This window comes from Amycolatopsis regifaucium, assembly GCF_001613935.1.
Classification (GTDB): domain Bacteria; phylum Actinomycetota; class Actinomycetes; order Mycobacteriales; family Pseudonocardiaceae; genus Amycolatopsis; species Amycolatopsis regifaucium.
The window spans coordinates 17,836-44,512 of sequence record NZ_LQCI01000050.1 but is presented as its reverse complement, the minus strand read 5'-3'; the positions used below and the strand labels follow the sequence as shown (position 1 = coordinate 44,512).

Sequence of the window (26,677 nt, the reverse complement as noted above, 5' to 3'; positions counted from 1 at the left end):
CGTCGCATCCCCGGCTTGGCGAACGCACCGGGGGGATCTAGGTTTGCGATGTGGCACCGTCGCCGCCGGATGACCTTCGTGCGGGGACTGTGCCGTTGATCCAGGATCTTCGCACGTGAGCCACAAGCAGCGTGCACTCCATGACAAGGAGTCACCACAGTGACCGAAGTGTTCGGCCAAGGCACGGGCCATGAACAGGTCGTCTTCTGCCAGGACCAGGCCACCGGCCTGAAGGCCATCATCGGGATCTACTCGACGGCGTTGGGCCCGTCGCTCGGCGGAACCCGGTTCTACCCGTACGAGTCCGAGGAAGCCGCGCTGGCGGACGTCCTCGCGCTGTCGAAGGGCATGGCCTACAAGAACGCGCTCGCCGGGCTCGACCTCGGCGGTGGCAAGGCCGTCATCATCGGCGACCCCCAGAAGCACAAGACCGAGGCGCTGCTGCGCGCCTTCGGCCGGTTCGTCCAGTCGCTGGGCGGCCGCTACATCACCGCCTGCGACGTCGGAACCTACGTGCAGGACATGGACATCGTCGCCCGCGAATCGGAGTTCGTCACGGGCCGCTCGCCGGAGAACGGCGGCGCCGGCGACTCCTCGGTGCTCACCGCCTTCGGCACCTACCAGGGCATGCGTGCCTCCGCGGACACCGTCTGGGGTGTCCCGGAACTCGCGGGCCGCAAGGTCGGCGTCGCCGGGGTCGGCAAGGTCGGGCACATCCTGGTCGGGCACCTGATCGAAGCGGGCGCGCAGGTGGTCATCACCGACGTCTCCCCGGCGGCGATCGAACGCACCCGCGCCGCGTACCCCGGCGTCGAGGTGGTCGAAGACCTCGACACGCTGATCCGCACCGAACTCGACGTCTTCGCGCCGTGCGCGCTGGGCGGCGTGCTCAACGACGAGACGGTCGGGCTGCTGCGCAGCAAGATCGTCTGCGGCGCGGCCAACAACCAGCTCGCGCACCCCGGCATCGGCAAGCAGCTCGACGACCGCGGCATCCTCTTCGCGCCGGACTACCTGGTCAACGCCGGTGGCGTGATCCAGGTCGACGACGAGCGGCGCGGCTTCGACTTCGCGCGGGCGAAGCGCAAGACCACGGCCATCTTCGACACCACCAAGGCGGTGTTCGCGCTGGCCAAGGCCGACGGCGTACCGCCGGAGACGGCGGCCGACCGGCTGGCCGAGCGCCGGATGGCCGAGGTCGGCGGCCTGCGGTCGATCCTGACGGTGTAGGTCTCTCACGCCGTAACGCCATGAAAGGTCCTTTCCTTGCGAATTTCGCAAGGAAAGGACCTTTCATGGCAGGTGGGGCGCCCGACCGGACCAGCGAAGTAGTGAAGGCCTCCTTCCCCACCCTGAGGGTAGGGAAGGAGGGCTTCACAGACTTTCGACCAGTGCGCCCGGGACTCAGCCGCTCTTGCGACGGAAGGTGCGCTTGTTCGCGGCCGGACCGTGCGCGTGCAGGTTCTTCCCGCCCGCGTTCTCATGCGCCGAGCCGGTGCGGGACTGCGCCTGCTTGCGCTCCAGTGCTTCGCGGAACTTGCGCTTGGTGTCGTCCTCTTCGCCATCCGCAGGGGACGGTGCCGGTTCAGTCATTGCTACCTCCGAGGTGACGACATGTGACGTTCCCAGCCTGTCAGGAACCACCACGGTTGGCGAGTCGATTTACGTCACCTGGCGGACGCGGGCGCTGGCAGTGGTCGCACAGCAGGAGACGCTCAGTGTCCCCAATGCGACAGTGGAAATCAGAGGTATCGCCCACTCAAGACCCGGCTTTGCGCGCGTGGCCGATGATCACGTCGGCGATCGCGGGCCACAGCCGCCGCGGCAATTCGTGCCCCATCCCGGGGAACAGCACCAGTTCGGCGTCGGGGATCGCTTCCGCGGTCGCCTTCCCGCCGCTGACGTTGATCAGCGGGTCGCTCTCGCCGTGGATGACGAGGGTGGGGACGCGGACCTCGCGCAGCTTCGCCGTGCGGTCCCCCGAAGCGACGACGGCGGCGGCCTGGCGCAATCCGCCCGCCGGGTGGTTCGCTCGGTCGTAGTTGCGCGTGGCCTTCATCCGCAGGTACTCCTCGTCGGAAGGATGGCCTGGCGAACCGACGAGCTTGAACCACTCGACGCCATCCTCGATCGCCTGCTCACGGGTGGCGGCGGGCGGCCGGGTCAGCCCGGCGAGCGCGGCGGGCTCCGGATGCCCGACCGAGGGGTCCCCGGTGGTCGACATGATCGACGTGAGGCTGAGCAGGCGGTCCGGGGAATCGATGGCGAGTTGCTGCACGATCATCCCGCCCATCGACGCGCCGACGACGTGTGCGCGGTCGAACCCGAGTGCGTCGAACAGCCCGGCGACGTCGGACGCGAGATCCGAGAGCAGGTACGGGGCCGTGGTCAGGTCACCGGCCGCGAGCGCGGCGAGGTCCGGGGCGGGAAGGTCGTCCAGATAGGTCGACAGGCCGATGTCGCGGTTGTCGAACCGGACGACGTGGAAGCCGCCATCGGCGAGCAGCTCGCAGAAGCCGACCTCCCAGGTGACCATCTGGGCGCCGAGCCCCATCACCAGCACGAGCGGCGGATCCGTGGGGGAGCCGAAGGTGTCGTACTCGAGTTCGAGGCCGTTCACACGCGCGCGGGGCATGGCACGATCCTGCCCGGATGTCCCCCGCCGTGCCACCGGCGTGCTGCGGATACGGTGTCCGCATGTCGACTTTCCCTGAGGACGTGGGTTCCCGGTCCCGGTCACGCGCCGCTTCCGGGCGGCCGGCGGTCACCAGGGAGCGGATCGTGGACGCCGCGCTGGAGCTTTCGGCGGAGTCGGGCCTGGAGAACTGGACGTTGCGGCAGCTCGCGGCCGCGGTCGACGCCTACCCCGCGGTGGTCTACCACCACGTCGGCGACCGGGACGCCGTCGTCGGCGCGGTGCTGGACCGCGTGGTCGGCGAACTGACCCTGCCCGACAAGACGCTGCCGTGGCGGGCCTGGTTCGACGAGTTCCTGCCGACCGTGCGGACGGTGCTGCGCCGCTATCCCGGTTCGGCGCGGCGGCTGGCCCTGTTCGGGCCGTCGGTCGCCGCCGCGGTGCCGACCATGGACACCGGTATCGGCCGTCTGCTCGCGGCCGGGTTCGGGGCCGAGGCGCCGTTCGCCTACAACCTGCTGCTCGCCACCGCCTGCCAGTTCGTCGCGATGGAGGACGACCGCGAGAGCGCGATGGCGCTGCAGCTCGACCGGTCCGAGGGCTACGCGGCGTATCGCGACCGGGGGGATCTGCCGGGAATGGCGGCGCTGGGCGAGTCGATCGCGGCGCTGGTCGCCGATCCTGATCTCGCGGCGGGCTATTACGAACGTCTCTACGCCTACGCGGTCGAGCGCTGCCTCGACGGGCTGGAACATCGGCTCACCCAGCTGCGGGCTCTCGAAAGTTTGACAGAGTTCTGACAGTAAATCGGCGTAGTGTGGAGGGATACCGGTGCTCGTCACCGGTCCGAAGCCCCTGGCACCAACCTCCCCCTCGCGGTGCCGGGGGCTTCTTCCCGTCAGCTCCGCGGCGCGGCGCGCTGGATCTCGGGGAAGACTTCGCCGACCAAGGTGACCAGCGACTTGCTGAGCAGCGTGTGCACCTGCTCGCGGTTGAGCGCACCGCGCACGAGCCATTCCCGGCCCGCCGCCTTGACCATGCCGCCGAACGCGCGGACCAGCGCGTTCAGCTCCTGCCCGTGCCGGCTTTCGGGGGACAGGCCGACCGCTTCGAGCACCCGGTCCGCCGATTCGCGATCGGCCTCTTCCAGGATCCGCTCGACCTCGAGGTCCCGGCCGATGCCTTCCGGCGCGATCGCGGCCAGCCACATCTTCTCCTGACGGGTGACCATGTCCAGGAACCAGTCGATGGCGACGTCGGCGCGCAGTTCGAGCGGGCCTTCCGGCAGGATCTCGACCGCGAGCCGCGGCACGGTCAGCGCCCGCCGGATGATCTCCAGGTACAGCTCGCGTTTGGTGCCGAAGTAATGGTTGATCAGACCCCTCGCCACCCCGGCCTCGGCCGCGATGTCCGAAGTGGACACTTCGGAGTAGGGTCGATCCCCGAAAAGACGGGCCGCGCAGGCGAAGATCTGTTCCTTGCGTTCGTCCGGTTCCAATCTCCGCCATCTCGGCGCCGGCTCCGTGGTCATACCTCATATCTTCCCACGATCGATTCAGCCCGGCTGGACGGTCGTGAGGCGGAGCCCGCCGGGGCGCTGACCTGTGACATCAAAAAGCAAAGTGTCAGTTAATCCGGCGTGTACCGTCTGTTGGCTCGCTGTTCTTTACCGTCTTCTTCCAGGTGGCATGCCGTGCGCGCTGTCGGGGCGCGTTTGCCTCCTACCGGCCCGGCCTGGCGAGTAACCCCCCCTAGCTCGCCAGGCCCGGGCCTTCTTCACGCGGTGCGGGGCGTTCGGCGGGCAGGAGCAGCGTGAACGTCGTCGGCGAGGGGCTGGTCAGCCGCAGCCGCCCGCCTTCCGCCTCGGCGAGGCTCCGCGCGAGCCGCAGCCCGATCCCGTTGCCTTCCCGTTCCTCGGTTGCTTCCCTGGTCACGAACGGGTCGCTTCCGCCGGCGATGGCGCCCTCGTCGCTCACGTCGATGGCCAGCGCGTCCCCGGCGTCGCGGGCGAGGACGGTGACCGTGCCGGTGCCGTGCGTCGCCGCGTTGTCGAGCAGCACGGCGAGCACCTGGCGCACGGCCGCGTCCGCCGCCCGCGCGGGCAGGGCCTCACGGCCGCTGATCCGCAGCGCCCTGCCTCGTCCGGCGAGCAGACCGTGCCAGGTCTGCCGGACCTCTTCGAACAGTTTGCCCAGGTCGAGCAACGAGCGGGGCGCCCTGGTCTGTTTGGCCAGCGCCAGCAGGTCGTCGATGGTGCGTTCCAGCCGGTCGGCCGACGCGATGCCGTCGCGGATCGTCGCGTAGGGGTCGCTGCCGGGGCTTTCCAGCGCCGCCTCCAGTTGCAGCCGCAACCCGGTCAGCGGCGTCCGCAACTGGTGAGAGGCGTCCGAGGAGAACGTCCGCTCCCGTTCCAGTGTCTCGCCGATCCGTTCGGAGGTGACGTCGAGTGCTTCGGCGACCTGATCGATCTCGCGGACCCCGGTGCGGCGGGCGCGCACGGTGAAGTCGCCTTCGCCGAGGCGTTCGGCGGTGACGGCCAGGTCCTCCAACGGCCGCGCCAGCCGGGCGGAGATCCGGAGCCCGATCAGCCAGCTGGCCCCGATCGCGATCCCGCCGAGCCCGGCCATCTTCAACCAGGTCACCCGGATCATGTCGTCCAGTTCGGACCGGGGATGCGCGGCCCGGATCACTCCGACCACCGACGCGCCACTGACCACGGGTTCGGCGAGGACCACCTCGTCACCGGCGATTCCGTTCGCCCGGTCGGTGTCGCGCGCGCTGCGGACGAAGTCGTCGGCGTGCGGGGGGCCCTCACCGGCGATGAGCCTGCCGGTCGGGCTGTAGACCCCGATCGCGATGTCCCGGATCCGGTCTTCGCCCTCTTCCCCGGCCGGGGTGGGCCTGAGCTCCGGAATCCGGCCGTTGGCGAGGTCACCGGTCACTTCGAGGGCGACGTTGTCGGCAGCGCGTTCGAGGTCGTGCGTGGACATGCTCTCGTGGAACTTGGCGACCGCGAGGGCGAGCGGCACCCCGAAGAGGGTGATCGCCAGCACCGCGGCCAGCACGGTGAGGGTCACGATCCGGCGGCGCACGGACAGAGTGTGGCCGACGAGGAAGAGGATCACTCGCCGGATGCGATATTTTGCCGTCCGTTGACCTGAGATCAAGGCGATGTTGACCCCTTTCGCCTTACCTTGGGGCCATGCGCCGACGTGCCGCCGTCATGGCAGGCCCGGGGCCCGGATCCGTCCCCCTCGTCCGGCTCGCCGTCCCGGGCGATTGTGTGGCCGTGCTGCCCGCCGGAGGAGGCGAAGCGCCGGCCGGTGGCCGCGGCGTCGGTGTGCTGCTCAGGCGGGGGAATCTCTTCGGCCATCTCACCGTCGAGCAGAACGTCGTGCTGGCCGGAAGGCTCGCGGCCCGGCGTGCTCCCGAAAAAGCTCCGGAGAACGCCGCTGTCCTGCTCGAACTGGCCGGACTGGCCGGACGCGGTGACGCCTACCCGGGCACGCTGTCGGCACTGGAAGGCGCGCGCGCCGGCGTCGCCGTCGCCTTGGCGGGCGTGCCCGACGTCCTCTTCGCCGACGAACCGGCGGGCGAACTCGACAGGCTCGCCGCACTCGAACTCATGGACCTGCTGTGCGCGGTCGCACGGCGCGGGACCGCCGTCGTCGTGGCGACCCGCGACCCCGACATCGCGGCGGCCGCGCACCGGATCGTGAGAGTGGCGTGACGACACCGCTGGTCCGCACCGATGAGCTGGCGCACACCTATGGCACCGGCCTGACCGCGGTGGTGGCCGTGCACGGCGTCAGCTGTGAGATCGGCAAGGAGACCCGCGCCGTGGTGACCGGCCGGGCGGGCTCCGGGAAGACCACGTTGCTGCATCTGCTCGCCGGGATGAAGAAGCCGACGGCGGGCACGATCGAATGGCCCGCGTTCGAGCCGGTCCCGCCGGGCCCCGACCTGATCGGGCTGGTCCTGCAGGACGGTGGCCTGCTGCGTGACCTCGACGTCCGGCTCAACGTCGCCCTGCCGCTGGTCCTCGCGGGCCGCACCGGCACCGCTGTCCGCGACGCCGTCGACGGCGCCCTCGACCTGGTCGGCCTGGCCGGATTCGCGAAGAAGGCACCCCGTGACCTGACCGGCGAGCAGATGCGGCTGGCGATGATCGCCAGGGCACTCGCGCCCGCACCGAAACTGATCCTCGCCGACGACCCGGCAGGCTGGCTGGACCAGCCCGCGCGGGAGCGGCTGCTGGGCAGGCTCGTGCGCGCGGCGGACCGGCTGGCCGCCGGGCTGCTGGTGGCCACGGCCGAGCCCGCCCCGGCCGGGCTGTTCGGCGAGTGCTGGACGATGGTCGACGGGAAGCTGGTGCGTGACCTGTGATCGCCGCGATGGCGTTGTGGGTCGGCGGGATCGCGCGGGTGCGCCCCGCCAGGCTCGGCGTGTCCGCGGCCGGGGTCGCGATCGTGATCACGTTGCTCGCGGTGCACGGCTGGACCGGATCCCCGGCCCCGCCGTGGATTCCCGCGACGGCGCTCGTGGTGCTGCTGGCCACCCCTTCGGAGCGTTCCTTGCGCTCGGACCAGGACCTGCTGCGCGCCCGCGGCGCGACCGGCGGACAGGTACTCGCACTCGCATCGGCGGAAGCCGTGGTCGCGGGGCTGGCGGGTGGCGTGGCCGGGGTGGCGCTGTCGCTGGCCGGCGGTTTCCTCACCGGATCCGGGCTGACGTTCGCCTGGGAAATCGTTCTCTTGCTGGTCGCCGGGCCGCTCGTCGCGGCTCTCGCCATTCTGCCCCCGGTCCTTCGGGAGTGGTATTTCGTCCCTGCCGACGACGGGCCGCCCTGGTGGGCGCCCTACGGCCTCGACTTCCTCCTGCTGGCCCTCGCGTTCTTCTGGCCACTGTTCGGCTGGGCAGGCGGCACGATGCTGCTGTGGCGGCTGGTGGAGCTGGGACTGCGCAAGGGAAAGCGGGCGCTCGGCGGGGCGCTCAGACCGCTCGTCTCGGGACTCGCGGGGGTGCTTGCGTTGTCCATTTCGTGGCGCAGCGCGTTGCTGGCGCGATCGGTGGTGCTGGTCGCGCTGGCGGTGGCCTTCGCGATCTCCACCGCCTTCACCAAGGACGGCTGTAAAGCGGCCACTGTGGACATGCTGGCGTCGCTCGTGCTCGCCGCCGCCGCGGCGGGGCCGTCGTTCGGGCTGGCGCTCAACGAACGGCGTCGCGACCTGCTGATCGTGAGCACCCTCGGCGGGAAACGCCGTCAGGTGGCCGCCTTCATCGCGGGTGACGCGCTGATCGTCGGCGCCGGGGGACTGATCGCCGGACATCTGCTCGGCGTGCTGTTCGTCCTCTTCGCACAGGTGGAGGGGACGCCTTCGCCGCATGGCTATTTCGGGTTGCTGGCGGCGGTGGTGATCGCGTCGTGCGTGACCGCGTCGGCGCGGATCGCGCAACTCGCCGCCCGCGACGAGGTCTCCGACCTCCGCGATTACTGACCCCTTCGCCGCTCAGCCTTCGAAGGGCTGTTCGAGCCGGTAGCCGTGGCCGCGCAGCGTCGAAATCCGCGGCGCCTGCTCGGGGGTGGGCGCCGATTCGGTCAGCTTCCGCCGAAGCGCGGCGATGTGGACGTCGAGGGTCTTCGTGGAGCCGTACCAGTGCGCGTCCCACACCTCGGACATCAGGGTGTCCCGGCTGACCGCGACACCCGGCTGTTCGGCCAGCCGGGCGAGCAGGTCGAACTCCTTGGCCCGCAACGGGATCTCCCGGCCGCCGACGCTGACCCGCCGTCCGGCGGTGTCCACGCGCAGATGTCCGACGGCGATCGCGGGCCTGCTCTCCGGCGGCGCCGTCCCGCGCCGCAGATGCGCCCGCACCCTGGCGAGCAGTTCGCCGAGGCGGATGGGTTTGGTGAGGTAGTCGTCGGCCCCGGCCTCCAGGCCGACGACGACGTCCATCTCCTCCTGCCGGGCGGTGAGGATGACCAGGACGGCACCGGGGAGTTCGGCGCGCAGCCGACGGCAGACCTCGACCCCGTCCAGATCCGGCAGACCGAGATCGAGCAGGACGAAGTCGATGTCCCCGGCCGCCGCGGCCGCCAGCGCGGTGCGCCCGTCACGCTGCCAGGAAACCTCGTAACCGTGCAGGCGCAGGGTCGATTCGAGGACGCCGCCGATCGCGTCGTCGTCTTCCACCACCAGCAGCTTCGGCATGCGTCGGAGCTTAACCGTTGAACACTGTTCTTTTCGGGTAAGACGTTACGAAGACCACCCGTTCTGTAACGGGGCGCTAACGGTTCCGTCGGTATGTCCATAAAGGACAGAGCACGGCCGCGGCGAGGCACAGCCAGGCGAACACGTCCCCGATCGTGCCGTACACGGTGTGTGTTCGCGGCTGTACCGGCAGATCCGCGACGAGGGTCTGCTGATCGGTGCGGAAATAGTCCGCTTTCCCCAGCACTCGTCCTTGGCTGTCCACAGCTGTGGAGATTCCGTGGGTGGCCTGCCGGAACACCGGGAAACCGCTTTCCACGGCACGAAACGTCACTTTCTCCGCGTGCAGGGTCGCGAAGCCCGCCCAATCGTTCGCGGGGACGAGCAGCAGCGCGGTGTCCTTGTCCGCGGCCTGACGCGCCAAATCGGGGAAGTCCGCGTCGTAGCAGATGACCGTCGCGAGCCGTCCATACGGCGAATCCGCGGTCGGCACGACGCCGGAGCCGGGCGTCATCGGCTCCATCGGCGTCGGATGCGTCTTGTCGTAGGTCCACCGCACTTCGCCGGAGGGGTCGACGAGTACCGCCACGTTCCGGATGTAGGGAGCCTGCGCGGTGTAGAGCGCGTAGGCGAGTGCGACGTGGATACCCGCCTGCTTCGCTTCAGCACCGACCCTGTCCAGCAGCGCGGCCTGATCACGTTCCAGTACGCGGGCGTGGGTTTCCGGCCAGACCACGATCTTCGCGCCCGCCGACGCCTGCCGCCGGGTCCTACTGACGAGATCTTCGGTGACCGGCGCGAAAGCGGCGCCGACGGCGGCGGGGTCGGCCGCGCTCACTTCCTGGGCACGCCAATATTTCACGCCGATCCGTTCCAGTGCGTCGGAACTCGCCCTGTCCGCTTCCGCGGCGGGGCTGATCCCGGCGATCCGCACCGTCCGGGTCGTGGGGGCGTCGAACAGCAACCGCGCGCCGCCCGCGGCGAACACCACGACGACCAGGCAAACGTGGACGAGGATCGAGCGCTTGACCTGCGGCCACCCTTCCGTCCAGCCGCTGTTCACCACCGAGGCGAACCACGCGAGAACGAAGGTGAGGCCATACACGCCGGTCACGGACGCGACCTGGAGCAACGGCAGGTTCCCGGACTGCGTGCTGCCGAGCGCGCCGAAGTCGCCGAAACCAGTGATCAGCGTGAAGAGGTACTCGCCCGCCACGAGCGTCACCGGGAACACCAAGGTCCCCACCGGACCGGCGCGTTCGGCGAGCAGCCGGTCGGCCGCGAACGCGGTCGTCTGCAGCAGGACGAGCAAGGTGAAGGCGAGCAACGCCGGCAGGACGAACAGCAGTCCGGTGCCACCGAGCCAGAAGACCTGCCCGATCAGCAGGGACAGCCCGACCATCAGGACCGCGCGCCGGAGGGGCGCCCGCCGGGCGTAGTGGAGCAAGAAGATCGGGAACACCCAGGCGGCGAGGGGGACGTTCCAGTCGGTGTGGACGGCGAGCAGGAGCAACGCGGTGCCCAGCCACCAGAGCAGCCTCTGATTCATACCGCGAACGCTAGGAAACAACGCCTGTCCGGACATCGCACCAAGGGAAGGCGGGGGCCTTACTTTCGTCAGGTCTGCCGAAGAGGCCCCAGTACATGAAGGCCCCCTTCATTGCGCCTAGCGCAAGGAAGGGGGCCATCATGTACTTCACGCGAGCAAGACCGCGGCCCCTTCGCCTTTCGTCAGGCGACGTGGTCGCGATAAGCCGCGATCGTCTCCGCGAGCACCCCGCCGCCGGGACGGCGCCAGAGATCCGCGTCGAACACCTCGACCTCGATCGGCCCGGTGTACCCGGCGGCCTCGACGCACGCCTTCAGGTGACGGTGGTCGATCGGGCCGTCGCCGGGCAGCGCGCGACCGAGCAGGGTGTCGGTCAACGGCACCTTCTGGTCGCACACGTGGAATCCGGCGATCCGCCCCGCCGCCGCGGCGATCGACTCCTCGATCCGCGGATCCCACCACACGTGGAACTCGTCGACGATCACGCCGACCTGATCGGCCGGATGCTCCAGCGCGATCGCCAGTGCCTGGTCCACTGTGGACAGCACTGATCGTTCGGCGCACTGCATGGGGTGCAGGGGTTCCAGCCCGAGCCGGACGCCGCGCTCACCGGCGTAAGGTGCCAGTTCGCCGACCGCGTCGGCGACGCGCTGCCTGGAGGTCGCGAGGTCGCCGTGCACGCCGCCGACGACCAGGACGAGCACGTCCGCGCCCAGCGCGGCCGCTTCGTCGATCGCCTCACGGGTCTGCGCCACACCGTCCACAGGGGACCCTTCCGGGGTGATCCCGGTGAAGAAACCGCCGCGGCACAACGACGACACGCCGACGTCGTACTCCTTGAGCAGCCTGGCGGTCTCCTCGACACCGGTCTCGGCGACCTTGTCCCGCCACAGGCCGATCCAGCGGACGCCCGCCTCGGCGCACCCCGCAACTGCCTCCGGCAGCGACCAAGCCTTGGTGGTGATCTGGTTCAGGCTCAACCGGTCCATCAGGACACCCCCGCCGCGGCCAGCAGCGGACGCATCCGCGCGACGGCGAGGTCGGGATCGGCGAGGACGCCGGCCGCGTCCGCCAGGCGCAGCAGTTCGGCCAGATGCGTGATGGACCGGGCCGATTCGCGGCCCGCGACCATGCGGAAGTGGTTCTGGTGCCCGTTGAGGTAGGCGAGGAACACGACGCCGGTCTTGTAGTTCCTCGTGGGGGTGCGGAAGATCGCCCGGCTGAGCGCCACCGTCGGGTCGAGCAACTCGTGGAATCCGGCCGTGTCGCCCTCGTCGAGCCGGGCGAGCGCGGCGCCGGCGACCTGCGCGACAGCGTCGAAAATGCCGAGAAGCGCTTCGCTGTGACCCTGGTCGTCCCCGGCGATCAATTCCGGGTAGTTGAAGTCGTCACCGGTGTAACACGCGACGCCCTCGGGCAGCGCGCGGCGGAACTCGGTCTCGATCGAGGCGTCGAGCACCGAAACCTTGACCCCCGCGATCACTCCCGCGTGGTCGGCGCAGAGCCTGCCCAGTTCGCGGGCGGCGGCACGGACGTCGGCGTGCCCCCAGTATCCGGCCAGCGCCGGGTCGAACTGCTCGCCCAGCCAGTGCAGCAGCACCGGACGATCCGCGCCGGAGAGCAGTTTCCCGTACGCGGCATGGTAATCCTCGGGGCCGGACGCCGACGCGGCCAGCGCGCGGCTGGCCATCACGACCGGGATGGCCCCGGCTCCGCCGACCAGGTCCAGCTGCTCACGCCAAGCGTCCAAAATGGACTCTGCGGTCGCGTCACCGGCGGGAAGCTGGTCGGTCCCGACCCCCGCGACCCAGGGTCGCCCGGCGGCGAGTGCACCCGTGCGCCGGATGAGGTCCTTGGTGGTGGCCCAGTCCAGGCCCATCCCGCGCTGCGCGGTGTCCATCGCTTCGGCGACGCCGAGGCCGCAGGACCACAGGTGCTCGCGGAAGGCGAGCGTCGTGTCCCAGTCGAGGACCGCGCCTTCTTCGGGGTCGGCGGCGGCGAGCGGGTCGGCGACCACGTGCGCGGCCGCGTAGGCGATCCGGGAGGTCGGTGGTGACGCCGGTTTCGCGGGCGTTTCCGCCCCCTGCGGCGTCCACTCCACCAGTCCGCCATCGGCGGTGGGCAGGGCGATCAAGGTCATCGGGTCTCCGTGGCGCGAGCGTGAGAAAGCGCTTTCTCGTGCCACGGTAAGTCACCCCGCGGGCCGCACACAAGAGGTTCAGCGCGCGGGGGCGGCGGTACTGCGACGCCGGACGACCTCGCCGGACATCCGCACCACCCGCGCCCGGGTGCCGGGAGCGGCCTTGAGCGCCAGGTCCATGGCCCGTTCGCCCAATTTCTCCAAGGGAAGCGCGACGGTGGTCAACGACGGCGTGAGATCGCGCACTACCGGGATGTCGTCGAAGCCGGCGATCGACATCTCGCCGGGCACGGAGACGCCGGCGTCGCGCAAGGCGGCCATCGCGCCGATCGCCATCACGTCGGTCACCGCGAACACGCACGTCGGCCACTGCTTCCGCGGCCGGGCGAGGATCTTCTCCATCGCCTGGTAGCCGCCGTCGCGGGTGAACGCCGCCTCGGCGACGTCGTCCTCGGCCAGTTCGACGTCGTTTTCCCGCAATTCCGCGGCGAAGCCTTCGAGCCGGTCGACGACGGTGGTCAGGCTCCTCGGCCCGGCGAGTACGGCGAACCGCCGGTGTCCCAGCTCCAGGAGGGCTTTCGCCAAAGCGGCGCCGCCGCCCCGGTTGTCGGGCTGGACGGTGTCCACTTTGAGCCCGCGATGCCTGCTGACCGCGGCGACATGCCCGCCGCCGCGCCGGTACGGCTCGAGTTCGGCGGCCATCGCCTTCTCCCACCCTTTGTCCTCGAAGGCGGAGCCGATCAGCAGGATGGCCGACGCGCGCTGGGCGCGCAGCGTGGAAACGTAGGCGACCTCCTTGGCCGGGTCGCGGAACGTGCTCGCGAGCATCACCAAAAGGTCGTTCTCGCTCGCCACGCGCATGATCCCGCCCGCGATGGCGGCGAAATAGGGATCGCCGACGTCATGGCAGATCACCCCGACGGTCGGCTGTGAGCCACCGGCCAATGCCTGAGCGTGAGCATTGGGGGTATAAGAGAGGTCGGCGGCCGCGGCGATCACCCGTTCGCGGAGATCCCCCCGGACGGTGGCGGTGCCGTTGAGTACGCGGGACGCCGTCGCGAGCGACACTTCCGCGGTGCGCGCCACATCTTCCAGCGTCACGTGGGGGCGGGCCTTCATCGATCCTCCAAGCTGGCGTTTCGGGCATAGTGGCGGACATGCTCGGCCTTTACCCGGAAATCGAACCTTACGTCCAAGGGATGTTGCCTGTCGGTGACGGCAACGAGATCTATTGGGAGGAATGCGGCGATCCCGAGGGCAAACCGGTGATCTTCCTGCATGGTGGTCCGGGAGGTGGTTCGAGCCCGAGACACCGCAGGCTGTTCGATCCCGAGCGCTACCGGATCGTCCTTTTCGACCAGCGCGGCTGCGGGCGCAGCACCCCGAACTGTGCCACACCGGAGGCGGATCTTTCGGTCAACACGACCTGGCATCTCGTCGAGGACATCGAGCGGCTGCGCGAGCATCTGGGCATCGAACGCTGGATGGTCTTCGGCGGCTCGTGGGGGAGCGTGCTCGGGCTGGCCTACGCCCAGACGCATCCGGAACGGGCCACGGAACTCGTCCTGCGCGGTGTGGCCACGTTGCGGGTGAAGGAACTGCAATGGCTTTTCGGCGGGGGCGCGGCTTTCCTCTTCCCCGAGGCGTGGTCGCGCTTCCTGGATCCGGTGCCGTATTCGCGCCGCCACGAGAACCTGATCGAGGTCTATCACGACCTCCTGCACCATCCGGATCCCGCGGTGCACGGACCCGCCGCGGTCGCGTGGAGCCGGTGGGAAGGGGAAACGGTCAAACTGCGTCCGCAGGAGGAAGTGATCGACGCCTTCTCCGAGCCGGAGTTCGCGCTCGCGATCGCCAGAATCGAGAACCATTACTTCCGGCACGGCGGCTGGCTCGCGGAAGATCAGCTGCTCCGCGACGCCGGGAAGCTTGAGGGTATTCCCTGCGTTCTGGTCCAGGGACGCTACGACGTGGTCACCCCGGCCATCACCGCGTGGGAGCTCAGCCAGGTGCTCCCCGGTGCGGAACTGGTGATGGTCGGCGACTCGGGTCACGCGTTCGACGAACCGGGCACCCTGCACGAGTTGATCAGCGCGACCGACCGGCTCGCGTCAAACTGGCAGGGCGCCGCTACACGTCAGGACCAGGAGAGGAACGCACACATGCTTTTCGGTGACGAGCACGTCCGCCGCTACGAGGAGACCGACGGCGAGGTGGGACACGACTGGGAGAAGGGCGCGCCCTGCCTCGTCCTCACCACCAAGGGCCGCAAGACCGGCGAGGACCGCAAGTTCGCGCTGATCTACCAGTTCGACGGCGAAAACAACCCGGTCATCGTGGCGTCGAAGGGCGGCGCGCCGGAGCACCCGGGCTGGTACAAGAACCTCCTCGCGAACCCTGAGGTGAAGGTCCAGGTCAAGGCGGACAAGTTCACCGCGCGCGCCCGGACGGTGGAGGGCGAAGAGCGCGCGAAGCTGTGGGAGAAGCTGGCCGCGGTCTGGCCGGACTACAACGAGTACGCGAAGAAGACCGACCGCGAGATCCCCGTGGTGGTCCTCGAACGCGTGTGATCCGCACCGCGTTCACGGCGGGTTCCAGCCGAACCGGACCGGATTCGGCTACGAATTACGTCCATGGTGCTGAGACCTCGTGAACGCTGGACCGCATTGAGGCCCGTTTCGGGTGACTTGCTGACCTTCCGCCAGATGATCGCCTTCGGCCGGCGCTTCAACCGCGTCGGCCGGGGCGCCTGGTTCAGCCTCGCGATCAACGTGGTCTGGCCGTTCCTGGTGCTGTTCACCCGGTTCCGGGTACGCGGGGGAGAGCACCTCCCCGCTTCGGGTGGCTTCCTGGTGGCGTCGAACCACCTCTCGTTCGCCGACCCGACGACGGTCACGGCGTACTGCCTCGCGCACGGGCGCGTGCCGCGTTACCTGGCGAAGGCGAGCCTGTGGGACGCGCCGGTCGTCGGCTCGGTGATGCGTTCGGGCGGGCACATCCCGGTCCACCGCGGGGCACCGACGGCGGCGGGCGCGTACCGCGACGCCGTCAAAGCCGTGCGTGAGGGTGAGTGCGTCGTCATCTTCCCCGAGGCGACGTTCACGGATCACCCGGACGGGTGGCCGATGCGGGGCAAGACCGGAATCGCGCGGATCGCGCTGGAGACCGGCGTCCCGGTGATCCCGCTGGCGAACTGGGGCACGCACCACCTGCTGCCGTCCGACGCGGTGCTCCCGCGCGGCTTCCCGCGCAAGACGGTGAACCTGGTCGCGGGTCCGCCGGTCGACCTTTCGGACCTCGTGACCCCCTCACCGTCGCGTGAAGTGCTGGAAGAGGCGACCAAACGGATCATGACCGCGGTGACGGACCTGCTGGTGGAGATCCGGGGCGCCCGCCCGCCCGCCTGAGTAGGCAGTCTCACCCTTCGGACCGTCCCGGTGAGGGGTAGGTTTCGAGGTATGAGCGCACACTATGACGTCGTTGTTCTGGGCGCCGGGGTCGGCGGTTACGTGGCGGCCATCCGGGCGTCGCAACTGGGGCTGAGCGCGGCGGTCGTGGAAGAGAAATACTGGGGCGGGGTCTGCCTCAACGTCGGCTGTATTCCGTCGAAGGCACTGCTGCGCAACGCCGAACTCGCGCACATCGTGACCAAAGAGGCGAAGTCGTTCGGGATCCAGGTCGACGGGAAGATCACCTTCGACTACCAGGCCGCCTTCGACCGCAGCCGCAAGGTCGCCGACGGTCGCGTCAAGGGCGTGCACTTCCTGATGAAGAAGAACAAGATCACCGAATACGACGGGCACGGCACCTTCCTCGACGCCAACACCATCGAGGTCAACGGCGAGCAGATCACCTTCGACAACTGCGTCATCGCCACCGGCGCGACCGCGCGCCTGCTCCCGGGCACCACGCGCAGCGACCGCGTGGTCACCTACGAACAGCAGATCATGGAAAACGAGCTCCCGGAGAGCATCGTCATCGCCGGCGCGGGCGCCATCGGCGTCGAGTTCGCCTACGTGCTGCACAACTACGGCGTCAAGGTGACCATCGTCGAATACCTCGACCGGATGGTCCCGCTCGAAGACGCCGAGGTCTCCGCCGAACTCGCCCGCCGCTACCGGAAGCTCGGCATCGAGGTACTGACCTCCACCAAGGTCGAGACGATCGACGACACCGGGGAGCAGGTGCTCGTGACCGTGTCGAAGAACGGTGAGCAACGCGTCCTGGAAGCGGACAAGGTGTTGCAGGCCATCGGTTTCCAGCCGCGCGTCGAGGGATACGGCCTGGACAAGACCGGCGTCGAACTGACCGAGCGCGGCGCGATCGCCGTCGACTCGCGCGGCCGCACGAACGTCCCGCACATTTTCGCCATCGGCGACGTCACCGCGAAACTGATGCTCGCGCACGCGTCGGAGTCCATGGGCGTCGTCGCCGCCGAGACCATCGCGGGCGCCGAGACCATGGAACTCGACTTCGTGATGATCCCGCGCGCCACCTACTGCCAGCCGCAGATCGCCAGCTTCGGCTGGACCGAGGAACAGGCCCGCGAAAAGGGCTTCGACGTCCAGGTGGCGAAATTCCCCTTCACCGCCAACGGAAAAGCACACGGCCTCGGCGAAGCCGTCGGCTTCGTGAAGATCCTCAGCGACGCCACCCACGGTGAGTTGCTGGGCGCGCACCTGATCGGCCCGGAGGTGACCGAACTGCTGCCGGAACTGACCCTGGCGCAGCAGTGGGACCTGACGGTGCACGAGATCTCGCGGAACGTGCACGCTCACCCGACCCTCGGGGAAGCGGTCAAGGAAGCCGTGCACGGCCTCGCGGGCCACATGATCAACATGTAGTGACGCGAGTGCGTCCGTGGGCGAGACGGCCCAGTGACGATGGAGGAATCGGGACACTCAACGTCCCGATTCCTCCATCGTCACCCCAAGCCAGCCGCAAGTAGTCGACTGAACGCGAAACCCTAGAGCGTGTGGGTGGCGATCAGCTGCCCGATCGCCCGGATGTCCGAAGAGCCCCGGAATTCCAGGCGTACGTTGCCCAGGCCGCTGAACCACAGGTCCAGTTCGGCGTCCAGGTCGAAGGTGCCTGCGGTTTCGATGGAGAACGCCTGGATCTTGCTGTACGGCAGCGAAGTGAAGTCCTTTTTCTTGCCTGTCATGCCCTGGATGTTCACCGCGATGAGCCGCTTGTTCGTGAACACGACGAAGTCCCGCATCGCCTTGAACGAGGAGAGGATCTGCTCGCCCGGGATGATGATCGGCTGCACCGTCGGCGCGATGTCCCCCGGTTTGCACGGCGTGAGCTTGAAGACGGTGTCCTTGGAGAAGTCAATCATGGTCTCCACAGTACGGACTTCCGCGCGACGGCGGTGAGTCCATAAAGGACGATCAGTTGACGCCTTCCATGGCCGCCTTCGCCACGTCGCTGCCCTTGTCCGCTTCCCCGGCGACCTTCACCAGTGCCGCCGTCGCCTGGTCCCGGCTCTCCTCGGCCTTCACGCGTCCTGCCGACGCGGCGTTCACGCCGAAGAAGGCGCCTACCACCGTGCCGATCACCGTTCCCGCCGCGGTGATCACGGCCGTGACGTCCGACGTGTTCGGGTAGCGCATGACCGCCGCCACCGCGATGACCGCGAGCGCGCACAGGCCGGCCACCACCGTCATGAATCCGTAGTTCTTGCCCATCGCCCGCTCCCTTCAGGCTCTTCAAGGCAATGCTTCGCCCGAACGCCGCCCGTCGTTACGGCAAAAGGCCGGACCGTTACCCGCCGATGCCGAAACGCACGTCGTGGCTCTGACCGGGCACTACGAATTCCAGCAACCGAGTGCCCTCTTCGGCTATCGAATCCTGATCCCGCAACGGTTTCGGTGATTCGATCGTCAGTGTCGCCCCTTTGATCGCCCAAATGGCCAGGAATTCACCGTCGACGAGCAGGGTGCCCCGGCGGCCGCCGTTTCCGGGCGGCAGGGGTACACGGCGGCCGTCCGGGATTACGCGCGTGCGGTCGGCGTGGGAGAGCAGGACGTTGTCGTACTCGGGCAGGAACCGCGGGGGAGCCGGGGTGTCCGCGTCGGGTCGTGGCGCGTCCGGGAGGTCGAACAGTTCCTTGCCCTCGGTGTCGGTGAAGGTCCGCAGCCGTGGCCGGAGACGCTCGAAGGCCTCCTTGAGCTTGGTCAGCCCTGACCAGACCTGCGCGTCGCGGACGGTCGCCGGGCCGAAGGCCGTGAGGTAGCGCAGCACCAGATCGTCCAGCGAGATGCCGTCCGTGATCGGGTCGCCGACCCACTGTTCGAGCAGGGAAAACGCCACCGGACCGGTCTGGCCCCACAGCCCCCGCGGTGTCACGTGCGCGAGAGGGAGATGGCTGTTGACCGCGTAGGCGAGGGTGACCGGATCGGCCTCAGGCCACCGCTCCGAGAGCGCGGTCCGGATCTCCGCGCGCGTGCGAGGTCGTTCGGCCAGCAGTTCCCGTCCCGCTTCGGTGATCGCGGCGAGGTCGAGTCCGGCGATCTCCCGTGAGTAGTGGCCGAGGAAACCGCGTTCGATCACCGATTTGATCGTGGGCCACAGCGCGAGGCTGTCCTCGGCCGTCACCAGGTGCACGGTGCCGCGCATCAGCGTCGACCGGACGACTTCGCGGGCGGCCAGCGGTTTCGCCAGTTCGTCCACCTGGAAATCCCGCAGTCGTGACCACAGGCCGACGTAGGACGAGTCGGGTGCCTGCGCCTGGAGGCCGGCCAGCCGCTCGATCGCGGTGACGGCGGGGAGATCGGCGCGGTCCAGCAGGAGTTGCCTGGCCAGGGTGGCGCGGTTGAGCGCGCGCGGGCTCAAGGTTTCCGTCTTCATCAGCCGTGCCTCCCGAAGAAGGTACGGAGATCTCCGGCAAGCAGTTCGGGGACTTCCATCGCCGGGAAATGACCACCGGTGTCGTATTCGGACCAGTGTTCCACCGGGCCGTCCTGGAGGCTCCGGATCGTCGTGTCCCCGGCGAAGACGGCGATGCCGCGAGGAGGTCCGGCGGGTGCTTCACCGTCCCAGCCGCCTTGGGACATCTGCCGGTAGACCTCCATGCCCTCGTACGTGGCATGCGCCGAGGACGCGCCCGCGCCGGTGAACCAGAACAGGCTGACCGCGGCCAGCAGATGATCGCGATCGACGGCGTCGTCCGGCAGCGCCTTGGCCGGATCCGTCCATTCGGCGAACTTCTCCACGATCCACGCGAGCTGGCCGGTGGGGGAGTCGTTGAGCGAGTACGCCAGCGTTTGCGGTCGGGTCGCCTGAAGGTGCAGGTAACCGAGGCCGTCGGACTGGAACCGGTTGAAGCGTTCGCCGCGTTCGCGGTCCTTTCCCGAGAGACCGGCCAGGTCGACGGCGGGGCCGAACGGCATGCCCGCGCTGGTGCCGGTCAGGTGCACGCCCACCGTGCGGTGCGCGGCGATCATCGACAGGATGCCCGCGACCCCGGCGCCGGCATCCGTCCCGTGGACGCCGAAACGTTCGTAGCCGAGGCGGTCCATCAGCGTCGTCCACGCTTGCGCGACGCGGAACAGGTTGCCCCAGCCGGGGCCTCGCACCGGCGTCGAGAAGCCGTAACCGGGCAGGGACGGGATGACGAGGTGGAACTCGTCGGTCAGCAGGTCGATGACCTTCCGGAATTCGAACGGCGAACTCGGCCAGCCGTGCGTGAGGATCAGCGGCAGCGCGTCCGGCCGGGCGGAGCGGACGTGCAGGAAGTGGATGGTCTGGCCGTCGATCTCGGTGGTGAACTGCGGGATCTCGTTCAGTTCCGCCTCCTGCGCCCGCCAGTCGAAGCCGTCGGCCCAGTACTCGGCCAGTCCTTTGAGATAGGTGACCGGAACGCCTCGGCTCCAGTCGGTGGTGACTTCGCGCGGCCAGCGGGTGCGGCCCAGTCGGTCGGTGAGGTCGTCCAGTTCGGCCTGGTCGATGGCGATGCGGAAGGGCTTGATCTCGGTCATGAGGACTACGTTAGGAACGATTGCGGAAAGGTTCGTTCCGCGATTGCGGACAAGGTGGGATTCATGGCTGAAACTTCGGCGAGACTGCTGCGCCTCCTTTCCCTGTTGCAGGCGCGACGCGTCTGGACCGGGCCGGAACTGGCGGATCGGCTCGACGTCACGACGAGGACCATCCGGAACGACGTCGAGCGGCTGCGCGGACTGGGTTATCCGGTCGACGCCACTCCCGGCGTCTCGGGTGGGTACACCCTGGGCGCGGGCGCGGCCATGCCGCCGCTGCTGCTCGACGACGAGGAGGCCGTCGCGGTGGCGATGGGGCTGCGCACGGCCGCGGGCGGGACGATCGCGGGGATCGAGGAGACGTCGGTCCGCGCGCTGGCGAAATTGGAGCAGGTGCTGCCCTCGCGGCTGCGACGCCGCGTCAAGGCGCTGAATTCCGCGACGCTCGCGGTGCAGGGCGGCGGCCCCACGGTCGACGCCGAGGTGCTCACCGTCATCGCCAACGCCTGTCGTGACCGCGAGACCCTGCGGTTCGATTACTTGGGGCACCACGGATCCGAGACGCGACGGCAGGTCGAACCGCATCGCGTCGTGCATATGAACCGCCGGTGGTACCTCGTCGGCTGGGACGCCGACCGGCGGGACTGGCGTACGTTCCGCGCGGACCGGATGCGGCCGCGTACCCCCAACGGACGCCGGTTCGAGCCGCGCGAACCACCCGAAGGCGGGGTGGTCGCCTACCTGCAGCGCGGCGTGGGCGCGGCGCTGTGGCGGCACCACGCGACGATCCGGCTGCACGCCCCGGCCGCCGAAGCCGCGGCGAAGGTGCCGCCCGCCGTCGTGGTCGAGGCCGTCGACGAGCGGACCTGCCTGCTCAAAGCCGGTGCCGACACACTGGAGTACCTGGCGCTCTACCTCGGCCTGCTCGACACCGACTTCGACGTCGTCGACTCACCGGAATTCGCCGGGCACTTGCGCAAGCTGATCGACCGGTTCAGCCGTGCGGTGGACGCTTGACGTCGAAGACCAGTTCCGGGCGCTCCCAGGTGATTTTCGGCGGCTGTGGCGGCACGACACCGACGCGGCGCGCGCCCATCCGCTCGTAGAAGCCGGTGGCCGGGGGATGGGAGACGACGCGGATTTCGGTCATGCCGAGTTCCGCGGCCTGGCCGAGCATATGCTCGATCAGCCACGCGCCGATGCCGGTTCCCTGTGCGGAATCGGCGACGAACAGCAGGTCCAGCTCGGCCGGATATTCGATCAGGCTGTAGAAGCCGACCACCTCCCGCTGTGCGTGGGCGACGAACGCGGGATGGGTGGCGAGATAGTCCTCGGTGACCCGGTAACCCTCGAGAATCGACGCGTATTCCCCTTGATAGGCGGCCGATTCCCGCAGCAGCGTGGTCACCTTGCCCGCGTCGGATGCGCTTGCCCTGGAGATGCGATAGCTCGTCACGCCCGCAGCTTAGAACGTCACACCGACAACTCTTGACCTCCAGTTAACTGGAGCTACCACAGTGGGTTCCACAGCGGGGGAACGAACTGGAGGAACAAGATGAAAGCGGCCGCGTTCACGGAAGCCGGTGGCCCGGAGGTACTCCGGGTGCTGGAGTTGGAAGAGCCGCACGCCGGGGCCGGGCAGGTCCGGGTGCGGGTGAAGGCGGCGGGGGTGCAGCCGTATGACGCGGCCGTGCGGGCGGGCTGGGAACCCGCGGGGATCGAGCTGCGGTGGCCGCGGGTTCCGGGGAACGAGTTCGCCGGGATCGTCGACGAGGTCGGTTCCGGGGTCACCGGCCTCGTCACGGGCACCGAGGTGCTCGGTTTCACCGCTGTCCAGGCTTACGCCGAGTACCTCGTGGTGCCCGCGGAGAACGTCACGCCGAAACCGCCGGAGATGCCGTGGGAGGTCGCGGGCGGCTTCACGGCGGGAACGCAGACGGCGTCCTTGGCACTGGACGCGCTGGGGATCACCCGTGGTGAGACGCTGCTGATGCATGGCGCGGCCGGGGCGGTGGGCACCGCAGCCGTCCAGCTCGCCGTCCTGCGCGGCGCGAAGGTCATCGGCACGGCGAGTGAGGTGAACCAGGACTACGTCCGTTCACTCGGCGCCGAACCGGTCGTCTACGGCGAAGGGCTCGCCGAACGGGTGCGCGCCCTCGCGCCGTCCGGAATCGACGCGGCGCTGGACGGGGCGGGCGGGGTCGCGTTCGACCTGTCGCTGGAACTGGTCGCCGACCCGGGACGGGTGCTCACTCTCGTCGAGCATGGACGCGCGGCCGAAGCCGGCGCGCGAGTGGTCACCGGAACGCGGTCGGCCGAGCGGCTGGGGATGCTCGCGTCGCTGTACGTCAAGGGGGAATTGCGGTTCCTGGTGCGGCGGACCTACCCGTTCGGTGAGGCCGCGGCGGCGCATCGGGAGATCGAGACCGGGCACGGGCGGGGAAAGGTCGTGCTGACCTTCCCGTGACGGGGGTGCGGGCGGGGCGCGGCGGTGAGGGAGGAAGCCGTCGCGCCCCGTCAGGCGGCGAAGACGGTGCGGACGACGGCCTCATCGCCCTCGATCTCGACCACTCCGAGGGCTCGGGCATCGTCGAGGGTGAGCGCACCGGCGGCGAGGGCGAGGACGTAGGCGGGCTCGGCGCGGACGGTGGCGTCGTGGTCGCCGCCGTCGTGCGGGCCGACTTCGAAGCCCGAGCGTGTCGCACGGAGAAGTAAGGACGGGTCGCCGATTTCCAGGCCGACCGTCGCCGAGTCGCGGATCGTGACCCGGGTGTCGAGCAAGGCGGGGACGGCGAGGGCGAGCCACTCGGAGCGGAAGGAGTCGCCCTCGGGGCCGCGGGTCATCAGCGGGGTGGACCAGCGGATCAGGCTCTCGATCGGCTGTCGCAGCTCGGTGCCCCAAGGGGTGAGGGCGTACTCGACCACGTTGCCTTCAGCTGCCAGCCGCCGCTCGACCACTCCGGACGCTTCGAGGTCGCGGAGCCGGTCCGCGAGCAGGTTGGTCGCGATGCCGGGGAGGCCCTCGAGCAGATCGGGTCTCAAGCGCACTTGAGAAACTCAAGCTACCGCGAGTCGAGAGGGGCCCCTCCATGGCTGATACCACCAGGAGCGCCCGGCCCGCTTGGGTCGATGACGACCTGTTCCCGTTCGAGAGCCGCTTCGTCGATGTCGACGGGCACACAGTGCATTACGTCGACGAGGGGTCGGGTCCCACGCTCCTGTTCCTGCACGGCAACCCGACCTGGTCGTTCCTCTGGCGGGACGTGATCCGCGCGCTGTGCGACGACTTCCGGTGCGTCGCCCTCGACTACCCGGGTTTCGGACTGTCGGCGGCGAAGCCCGGCTACCGCTTCCTGCCCGAGGAGCACGCCGACGTGGTCACCGCGTTCGTCGACGCCCTCGGACTGGAGGGGATCACGCTGGTCGGACAGGATTGGGGTGGACCGATCGGGCTGGCCGCCGCGCGGCGGCTGCCGGGTGGCTTCGAGCGGCTGGTGCTCGTCAACGCCTGGGCCTGGCCGGTCAACGGCGACCTCTACTTCGAGGCCTTCGCTCGCCTCGCGGGCGGAGCCCCGATCCGCTTCCTGGCCCGGCGGTTCAATCTCGTCGTCAACGCGTTCATCCCCATGGGGCACCGCATGCGCAAGCCGACCGCGGCCGAGATGACCCAGTACCGTCGCGCGCTGGACACACCCGAGCGACGCCAGGCCTCCGCCGTCTTTCCCGGCCGGATCACCGCCAGCCGGGCCTTCTTCACCGAGGTCGAGGCAAGTCTTGCCGACTTCGCCCACGTGCCGACCCTGATCGTGTGGGGAAATGCCCAGATCGGCTTCCGGCCTCGGGAGCGCGAGCGACTGGAAGCGTCTTTTCCCGAGCACGAGACCGTGCTCTTCGAGCGCGCCGGCCTCTACGTGGAGTCCGACGCGCCCGAGGAGTTCGTCGCCGCGATGCGCGACTGGACGGCGGCCGAACGCGACTAATCGGCTAATTGTGGTGGATACGCGGCTTGGCAAAAGTCCAGTCGCGGCGCCCCAAATGGTTTAAACCAAAATTTCGGTCTTTTCGGACTGAGCGTGGTCCCACGATGTGGATTCCCGCTCCTTCCCGACTTTGGTCGGTGGACTCGTCACCGACAGCTCTTTAGATTCTCCCTATTACACCCGGTCAGGGGTAATTCATTCGGGTAACCGAAGAGATTACTGCGACGGGGTGTCACGCCGTCAGCGCGCTTAGCCGGAGCGCTGGGTTGAAACAGGGAGAATTCGATGAGCAGATTCAGCCGGGTGGTCACATGCTCGGTTCCGGTCGCGGTCGGCGCTTTGCTGCTGTCGACCGCCGTTTCCGGCGCCCAGCCGTCGGAGGAGGCGCGCACGCAGGCCGGGATCACCGCACTGCAGAGCATCAAGAAGAGCCTCACCCCGGCTGAGCGCAAGCAGTCGAGCCAGCTCGTCATCGAGAAGCGTCTCCGCGCGGACAAGGGGCTGGCCGGCAAGCTGTCCGAGTACCGGACCGGGCTGGGCGTCAGCGACGCCGGCACCGTCGCGGTGGACATCAAGGGCGCGGGTCAGTCCCTCGTGGACGCCGTCAAGGCGGCGGGCGGAACCGTCCGTTACGCCTCGCCCACCGGCGCGCTCCGCGCCGACCTCCCGCTGAACGCCGTCGACGCGATCGCCGGACGCGGGGACGTCACCGAGGTCAAGGCCGCCGCGCAGGCGATGACCTGGAACGAGTCCGCGCCGCAGAACCGCGGGCAGGCCGCCGCCAAGCAGGCCGCCGCCGCACTCCAGGTCGCCGAGGGCGACAAGGCGCACGGCGCCGACACCGCCCGCACCAAGTACGGCGTCACCGGAGCCGGCCAGAAGGTCTGCGTGCTCTCGGACGGCGTCAAGTCGCTCAAAGCCTCGCAGACCGCCGGTGAACTTCCCGCCGTCGATGTCCTCGCCGGTCAGGCGGGCAGCGGTGACGAGGGCACCGCGATGCTGGAGATCATCCACGACATGGCGCCCGGCGCCGCGCTCGGTTTCGCGACCGCGTTCACCAGCGAGCAGAGCTTCGCCGACAACATCCGCGCCCTGCGCACCACCGGCAAGTGCACGATCATCGTCGACGACGTCTCCTACTTCGACGAGTCGCCGTTCCAGGACGGCCCGGTCGCGCAGGCCGTCAACGACGTGACCGCGGCGGGCGTGCTCTACTTCTCCTCCGCGGGCAACTCGGGCAACCTGACCGACGGCACCAGCGGTTACTACGAGGGTGACTTCCGCGGCTCCAGCAGCAAGATCTCCGGGATCACCGGTACGCCGCACGACTTCGACCCGAGCGGCACGACCCAGCTGTACAACGCGCTTTCCCCGGGCTCGCTCGGCCGCTACGTCACCCTGTTCTGGTCCGACCCGTGGGGCAAGGCCACCAGCGACTACGACCTGTTCATCCTGAACTCGTCCGGTTCGGTCGTCGCCTCCAGCGAGGGCGCGCAGAACGGCACCCAGAACCCGTACGAGATCGCCCAGGTCCCGGCCAGTGGCTCCGGCTTCAAGGTCGCCGTCGTGAAGTACAGCGGCGCCGACCGGTTCATCGCGCTCAACGTGATCCGCGGCCGTTTCGTCGCCTCGGGTTCGCTGAAAGCCTTCAGCACCAACGGTGTCACCTCCGGTCACTCCGCGGCGGTCAACGCCTTCAGCGTCGCGGCCACCCCGGCCGCCGGCGCCTTCGGCCGCGCGCTCGAAACCGGCGACCCGGCGAACCCGGCCGGCCCGTACCCGGGTCTGTTCACCAGCGCCAGCAAGTGGGAACGGTTCACTTCGGACGGTCTGCGTCACCAGTTCTACAACCCGGACGGTTCGGTGATCACCCCCGGCAACGTGTCCTCCACCGGTGGTGCGACGCGGAACAAGCCGGACATCACCGCGGCCGACGGCGTGGCGACCTCGGTGAGCGGCTTCCAGCCGTTCTTCGGGACCTCCGCCGCGGCGCCGAGTGCCGCCGCCATCGCCGCGCTGCTGTTGCAGGGCAAGCCGACCGCGACCCCGGCGCAGATCCGCTCGGCGCTGACGTCGACCGCGATCGACCTCGGCGCTCCCGGTTTCGACCCGGTCACCGGGGCCGGGGTCATCATGACCGGGCCGGCGCTGGCCGCGCTGGGCGTCGCCCCGAAGTAGT

At 69.2% G+C, this 26,677-nt stretch carries 27 protein-coding genes and 1 pseudogene; 13 read left to right on the top strand and 15 right to left on the bottom strand.

Features of this window, described 5'->3' with window-relative positions; all coding sequences use genetic code 11:
* The first annotated feature begins 159 nt into the window (after nt 1-159).
* Nucleotides 160-1,230: a Glu/Leu/Phe/Val family dehydrogenase gene (locus tag AVL48_RS33010; RefSeq protein WP_061981525.1), complete on the top strand. Its 1,071-nt coding sequence runs from the start codon at nt 160-162 to the stop codon at nt 1,228-1,230.
* A gap of 174 nt (nt 1,231-1,404) precedes the next feature.
* Here AVL48_RS33010 and AVL48_RS33005 read toward each other — a convergent pair whose 3' ends face one another.
* Both AVL48_RS33005 and AVL48_RS33000 read right to left on the bottom strand, forming a co-directional pair.
* Nucleotides 1,405-1,593, bottom strand: a complete 189-nt coding sequence (locus tag AVL48_RS33005; protein WP_061981526.1) for a DUF5302 domain-containing protein — start codon at nt 1,591-1,593, stop codon at nt 1,405-1,407.
* Nucleotides 1,594-1,759: 166 nt separating this feature from the next.
* A complete protein-coding gene (locus tag AVL48_RS33000) occupies nt 1,760-2,635 on the bottom strand; it encodes an alpha/beta fold hydrolase (protein ID WP_061981527.1) in 876 nt (291 codons plus the stop codon).
* Between the two features lie 62 nt (nt 2,636-2,697).
* Here AVL48_RS33000 and AVL48_RS32995 point away from each other — a divergent pair, with 62 nt between their 5' ends.
* Nucleotides 2,698-3,435: a TetR/AcrR family transcriptional regulator gene (locus tag AVL48_RS32995; protein WP_061981528.1), complete on the top strand. Its 738-nt coding sequence runs from the start codon at nt 2,698-2,700 to the stop codon at nt 3,433-3,435.
* Nucleotides 3,436-3,533: 98 nt separating this feature from the next.
* Here AVL48_RS32995 and AVL48_RS32990 read toward each other — a convergent pair whose 3' ends face one another.
* Complete coding sequence (locus AVL48_RS32990) at nt 3,534-4,166, bottom strand: TetR/AcrR family transcriptional regulator (RefSeq protein WP_061981529.1); 633 nt, start codon at nt 4,164-4,166, stop codon at nt 3,534-3,536.
* A 220-nt stretch (nt 4,167-4,386) separates the two neighbouring features.
* Nucleotides 4,387-5,760: a sensor histidine kinase gene (locus AVL48_RS32985; protein WP_061981530.1), complete on the bottom strand. Its 1,374-nt coding sequence runs from the start codon at nt 5,758-5,760 to the stop codon at nt 4,387-4,389.
* 77 nt (nt 5,761-5,837) lie between these two features.
* Here AVL48_RS32985 and AVL48_RS32980 point away from each other — a divergent pair, with 77 nt between their 5' ends.
* From AVL48_RS32980 to AVL48_RS32970, 3 genes are read left to right on the top strand one after another with little or no spacing between them, the layout of a single operon-like run.
* Entirely contained in the window at nt 5,838-6,365 is a 528-nt protein-coding gene (locus AVL48_RS32980; RefSeq protein WP_244162370.1) for a P-loop NTPase family protein, read from the top strand.
* Nucleotides 6,362-7,021, top strand: coding sequence for an ATP-binding cassette domain-containing protein (locus AVL48_RS32975; RefSeq protein ID WP_061981532.1), 660 nt, complete (start codon nt 6,362-6,364; stop codon nt 7,019-7,021). Before AVL48_RS32980 ends, AVL48_RS32975 begins: the two co-directional genes overlap by 4 nt.
* A complete protein-coding gene (locus AVL48_RS32970; protein ID WP_061981533.1) occupies nt 7,018-8,133 on the top strand; it encodes an FtsX-like permease family protein in 1,116 nt (371 codons plus the stop codon). Before AVL48_RS32975 ends, AVL48_RS32970 begins: the two co-directional genes overlap by 4 nt.
* Before the next feature lie 12 nt (nt 8,134-8,145).
* Here AVL48_RS32970 and AVL48_RS32965 read toward each other — a convergent pair whose 3' ends face one another.
* The 5 genes from AVL48_RS32965 to AVL48_RS32945 form a co-directional block, all read right to left on the bottom strand.
* The gene (locus tag AVL48_RS32965) at nt 8,146-8,847 is read right to left on the bottom strand and encodes a response regulator transcription factor (RefSeq protein WP_061981534.1); all 702 of its coding nucleotides are present in this window, start codon (nt 8,845-8,847) and stop codon (nt 8,146-8,148) included.
* 76 nt (nt 8,848-8,923) lie between these two features.
* On the bottom strand, nt 8,924-10,396 hold the full coding sequence (locus AVL48_RS32960) for a nitrilase-related carbon-nitrogen hydrolase (protein ID WP_061981535.1): 1,473 nt from the start codon (nt 10,394-10,396) through the stop codon (nt 8,924-8,926).
* A gap of 182 nt (nt 10,397-10,578) precedes the next feature.
* The gene (locus AVL48_RS32955) at nt 10,579-11,385 is read right to left on the bottom strand and encodes a sugar phosphate isomerase/epimerase family protein (protein WP_061981536.1); all 807 of its coding nucleotides are present in this window, start codon (nt 11,383-11,385) and stop codon (nt 10,579-10,581) included.
* Nucleotides 11,385-12,536 carry a dihydrodipicolinate synthase family protein gene (locus tag AVL48_RS32950; RefSeq protein WP_061981537.1) on the bottom strand — a complete coding sequence of 384 codons (1,152 nt, stop codon included), beginning with the start codon at nt 12,534-12,536 and terminating at the stop codon, nt 11,385-11,387. Before AVL48_RS32950 ends, AVL48_RS32955 begins: the two co-directional genes overlap by 1 nt.
* Before the next feature lie 78 nt (nt 12,537-12,614).
* A complete protein-coding gene (locus tag AVL48_RS32945) occupies nt 12,615-13,655 on the bottom strand; it encodes a LacI family DNA-binding transcriptional regulator (RefSeq protein ID WP_061981538.1) in 1,041 nt (346 codons plus the stop codon).
* A gap of 38 nt (nt 13,656-13,693) precedes the next feature.
* Here AVL48_RS32945 and pip point away from each other — a divergent pair.
* The 4 genes and pseudogenes from pip to lpdA form a co-directional block, all read left to right on the top strand.
* Nucleotides 13,694-14,629, top strand: a pseudogene (gene pip / locus AVL48_RS32940) (prolyl aminopeptidase); the annotation flags it as partial.
* A gap of 69 nt (nt 14,630-14,698) precedes the next feature.
* A complete protein-coding gene (locus AVL48_RS40910) occupies nt 14,699-15,106 on the top strand; it encodes a nitroreductase family deazaflavin-dependent oxidoreductase (protein ID WP_425266088.1) in 408 nt (135 codons plus the stop codon).
* A 63-nt stretch (nt 15,107-15,169) separates the two neighbouring features.
* Nucleotides 15,170-15,943 carry a lysophospholipid acyltransferase family protein gene (locus tag AVL48_RS32935; RefSeq protein WP_061981539.1) on the top strand — a complete coding sequence of 258 codons (774 nt, stop codon included), beginning with the start codon at nt 15,170-15,172 and terminating at the stop codon, nt 15,941-15,943.
* A gap of 51 nt (nt 15,944-15,994) precedes the next feature.
* Nucleotides 15,995-17,380, top strand: coding sequence for a dihydrolipoyl dehydrogenase (lpdA, locus tag AVL48_RS32930; RefSeq protein ID WP_061981540.1), 1,386 nt, complete (start codon nt 15,995-15,997; stop codon nt 17,378-17,380).
* A gap of 122 nt (nt 17,381-17,502) precedes the next feature.
* Here lpdA and AVL48_RS32925 read toward each other — a convergent pair whose 3' ends face one another.
* The 4 genes from AVL48_RS32925 to AVL48_RS32910 all read right to left on the bottom strand — a co-directional run bounded on the left by AVL48_RS32925 (nt 17,503) and on the right by AVL48_RS32910 (nt 20,518).
* Entirely contained in the window at nt 17,503-17,877 is a 375-nt protein-coding gene (locus AVL48_RS32925; RefSeq protein ID WP_061981614.1) for a PH domain-containing protein, read from the bottom strand.
* A gap of 52 nt (nt 17,878-17,929) precedes the next feature.
* The gene (locus tag AVL48_RS32920; protein WP_061981541.1) at nt 17,930-18,226 is read right to left on the bottom strand and encodes a hypothetical protein; all 297 of its coding nucleotides are present in this window, start codon (nt 18,224-18,226) and stop codon (nt 17,930-17,932) included.
* Nucleotides 18,227-18,302: 76 nt separating this feature from the next.
* Nucleotides 18,303-19,388 carry a winged helix DNA-binding domain-containing protein gene (locus tag AVL48_RS32915; RefSeq protein WP_061981542.1) on the bottom strand — a complete coding sequence of 362 codons (1,086 nt, stop codon included), beginning with the start codon at nt 19,386-19,388 and terminating at the stop codon, nt 18,303-18,305.
* On the bottom strand, nt 19,388-20,518 hold the full coding sequence (locus tag AVL48_RS32910) for an epoxide hydrolase family protein (RefSeq protein ID WP_061981543.1): 1,131 nt from the start codon (nt 20,516-20,518) through the stop codon (nt 19,388-19,390). The genes AVL48_RS32915 and AVL48_RS32910 overlap by 1 nt, the downstream gene beginning before the upstream one ends.
* A gap of 63 nt (nt 20,519-20,581) precedes the next feature.
* Here AVL48_RS32910 and AVL48_RS32905 point away from each other — a divergent pair, with 63 nt between their 5' ends.
* Nucleotides 20,582-21,535, top strand: a complete 954-nt coding sequence (locus AVL48_RS32905) for a helix-turn-helix transcriptional regulator (protein ID WP_061981544.1) — start codon at nt 20,582-20,584, stop codon at nt 21,533-21,535.
* Here AVL48_RS32905 and AVL48_RS32900 read toward each other — a convergent pair.
* Nucleotides 21,513-21,974, bottom strand: coding sequence for a GNAT family N-acetyltransferase (locus AVL48_RS32900; RefSeq protein WP_061981545.1), 462 nt, complete (start codon nt 21,972-21,974; stop codon nt 21,513-21,515). The two genes, AVL48_RS32905 and AVL48_RS32900, sit on opposite strands and share 23 nt — an antisense overlap.
* A 99-nt stretch (nt 21,975-22,073) precedes the next feature.
* On the opposite strand from AVL48_RS32900, the gene AVL48_RS32895 reads away from it, so the two are divergent.
* On the top strand, nt 22,074-22,985 hold the full coding sequence (locus tag AVL48_RS32895) for an NADP-dependent oxidoreductase (RefSeq protein WP_061981546.1): 912 nt from the start codon (nt 22,074-22,076) through the stop codon (nt 22,983-22,985).
* Between the two features lie 50 nt (nt 22,986-23,035).
* Here AVL48_RS32895 and AVL48_RS32890 read toward each other — a convergent pair whose 3' ends face one another.
* Nucleotides 23,036-23,566: a winged helix-turn-helix transcriptional regulator gene (locus AVL48_RS32890; protein ID WP_061981547.1), complete on the bottom strand. Its 531-nt coding sequence runs from the start codon at nt 23,564-23,566 to the stop codon at nt 23,036-23,038.
* A 41-nt stretch (nt 23,567-23,607) separates the two neighbouring features.
* Between AVL48_RS32890 and AVL48_RS32885 the strand changes: the two genes are divergently transcribed.
* On the top strand, nt 23,608-24,498 hold the full coding sequence (locus AVL48_RS32885) for an alpha/beta fold hydrolase (RefSeq protein ID WP_061981548.1): 891 nt from the start codon (nt 23,608-23,610) through the stop codon (nt 24,496-24,498).
* Between the two features lie 285 nt (nt 24,499-24,783).
* Complete coding sequence (locus AVL48_RS32880; RefSeq protein ID WP_061981549.1) at nt 24,784-26,676, top strand: S8 family peptidase; 1,893 nt, start codon at nt 24,784-24,786, stop codon at nt 26,674-26,676.
* The last annotated feature ends 1 nt before the right edge of the window (nt 26,677 follow it).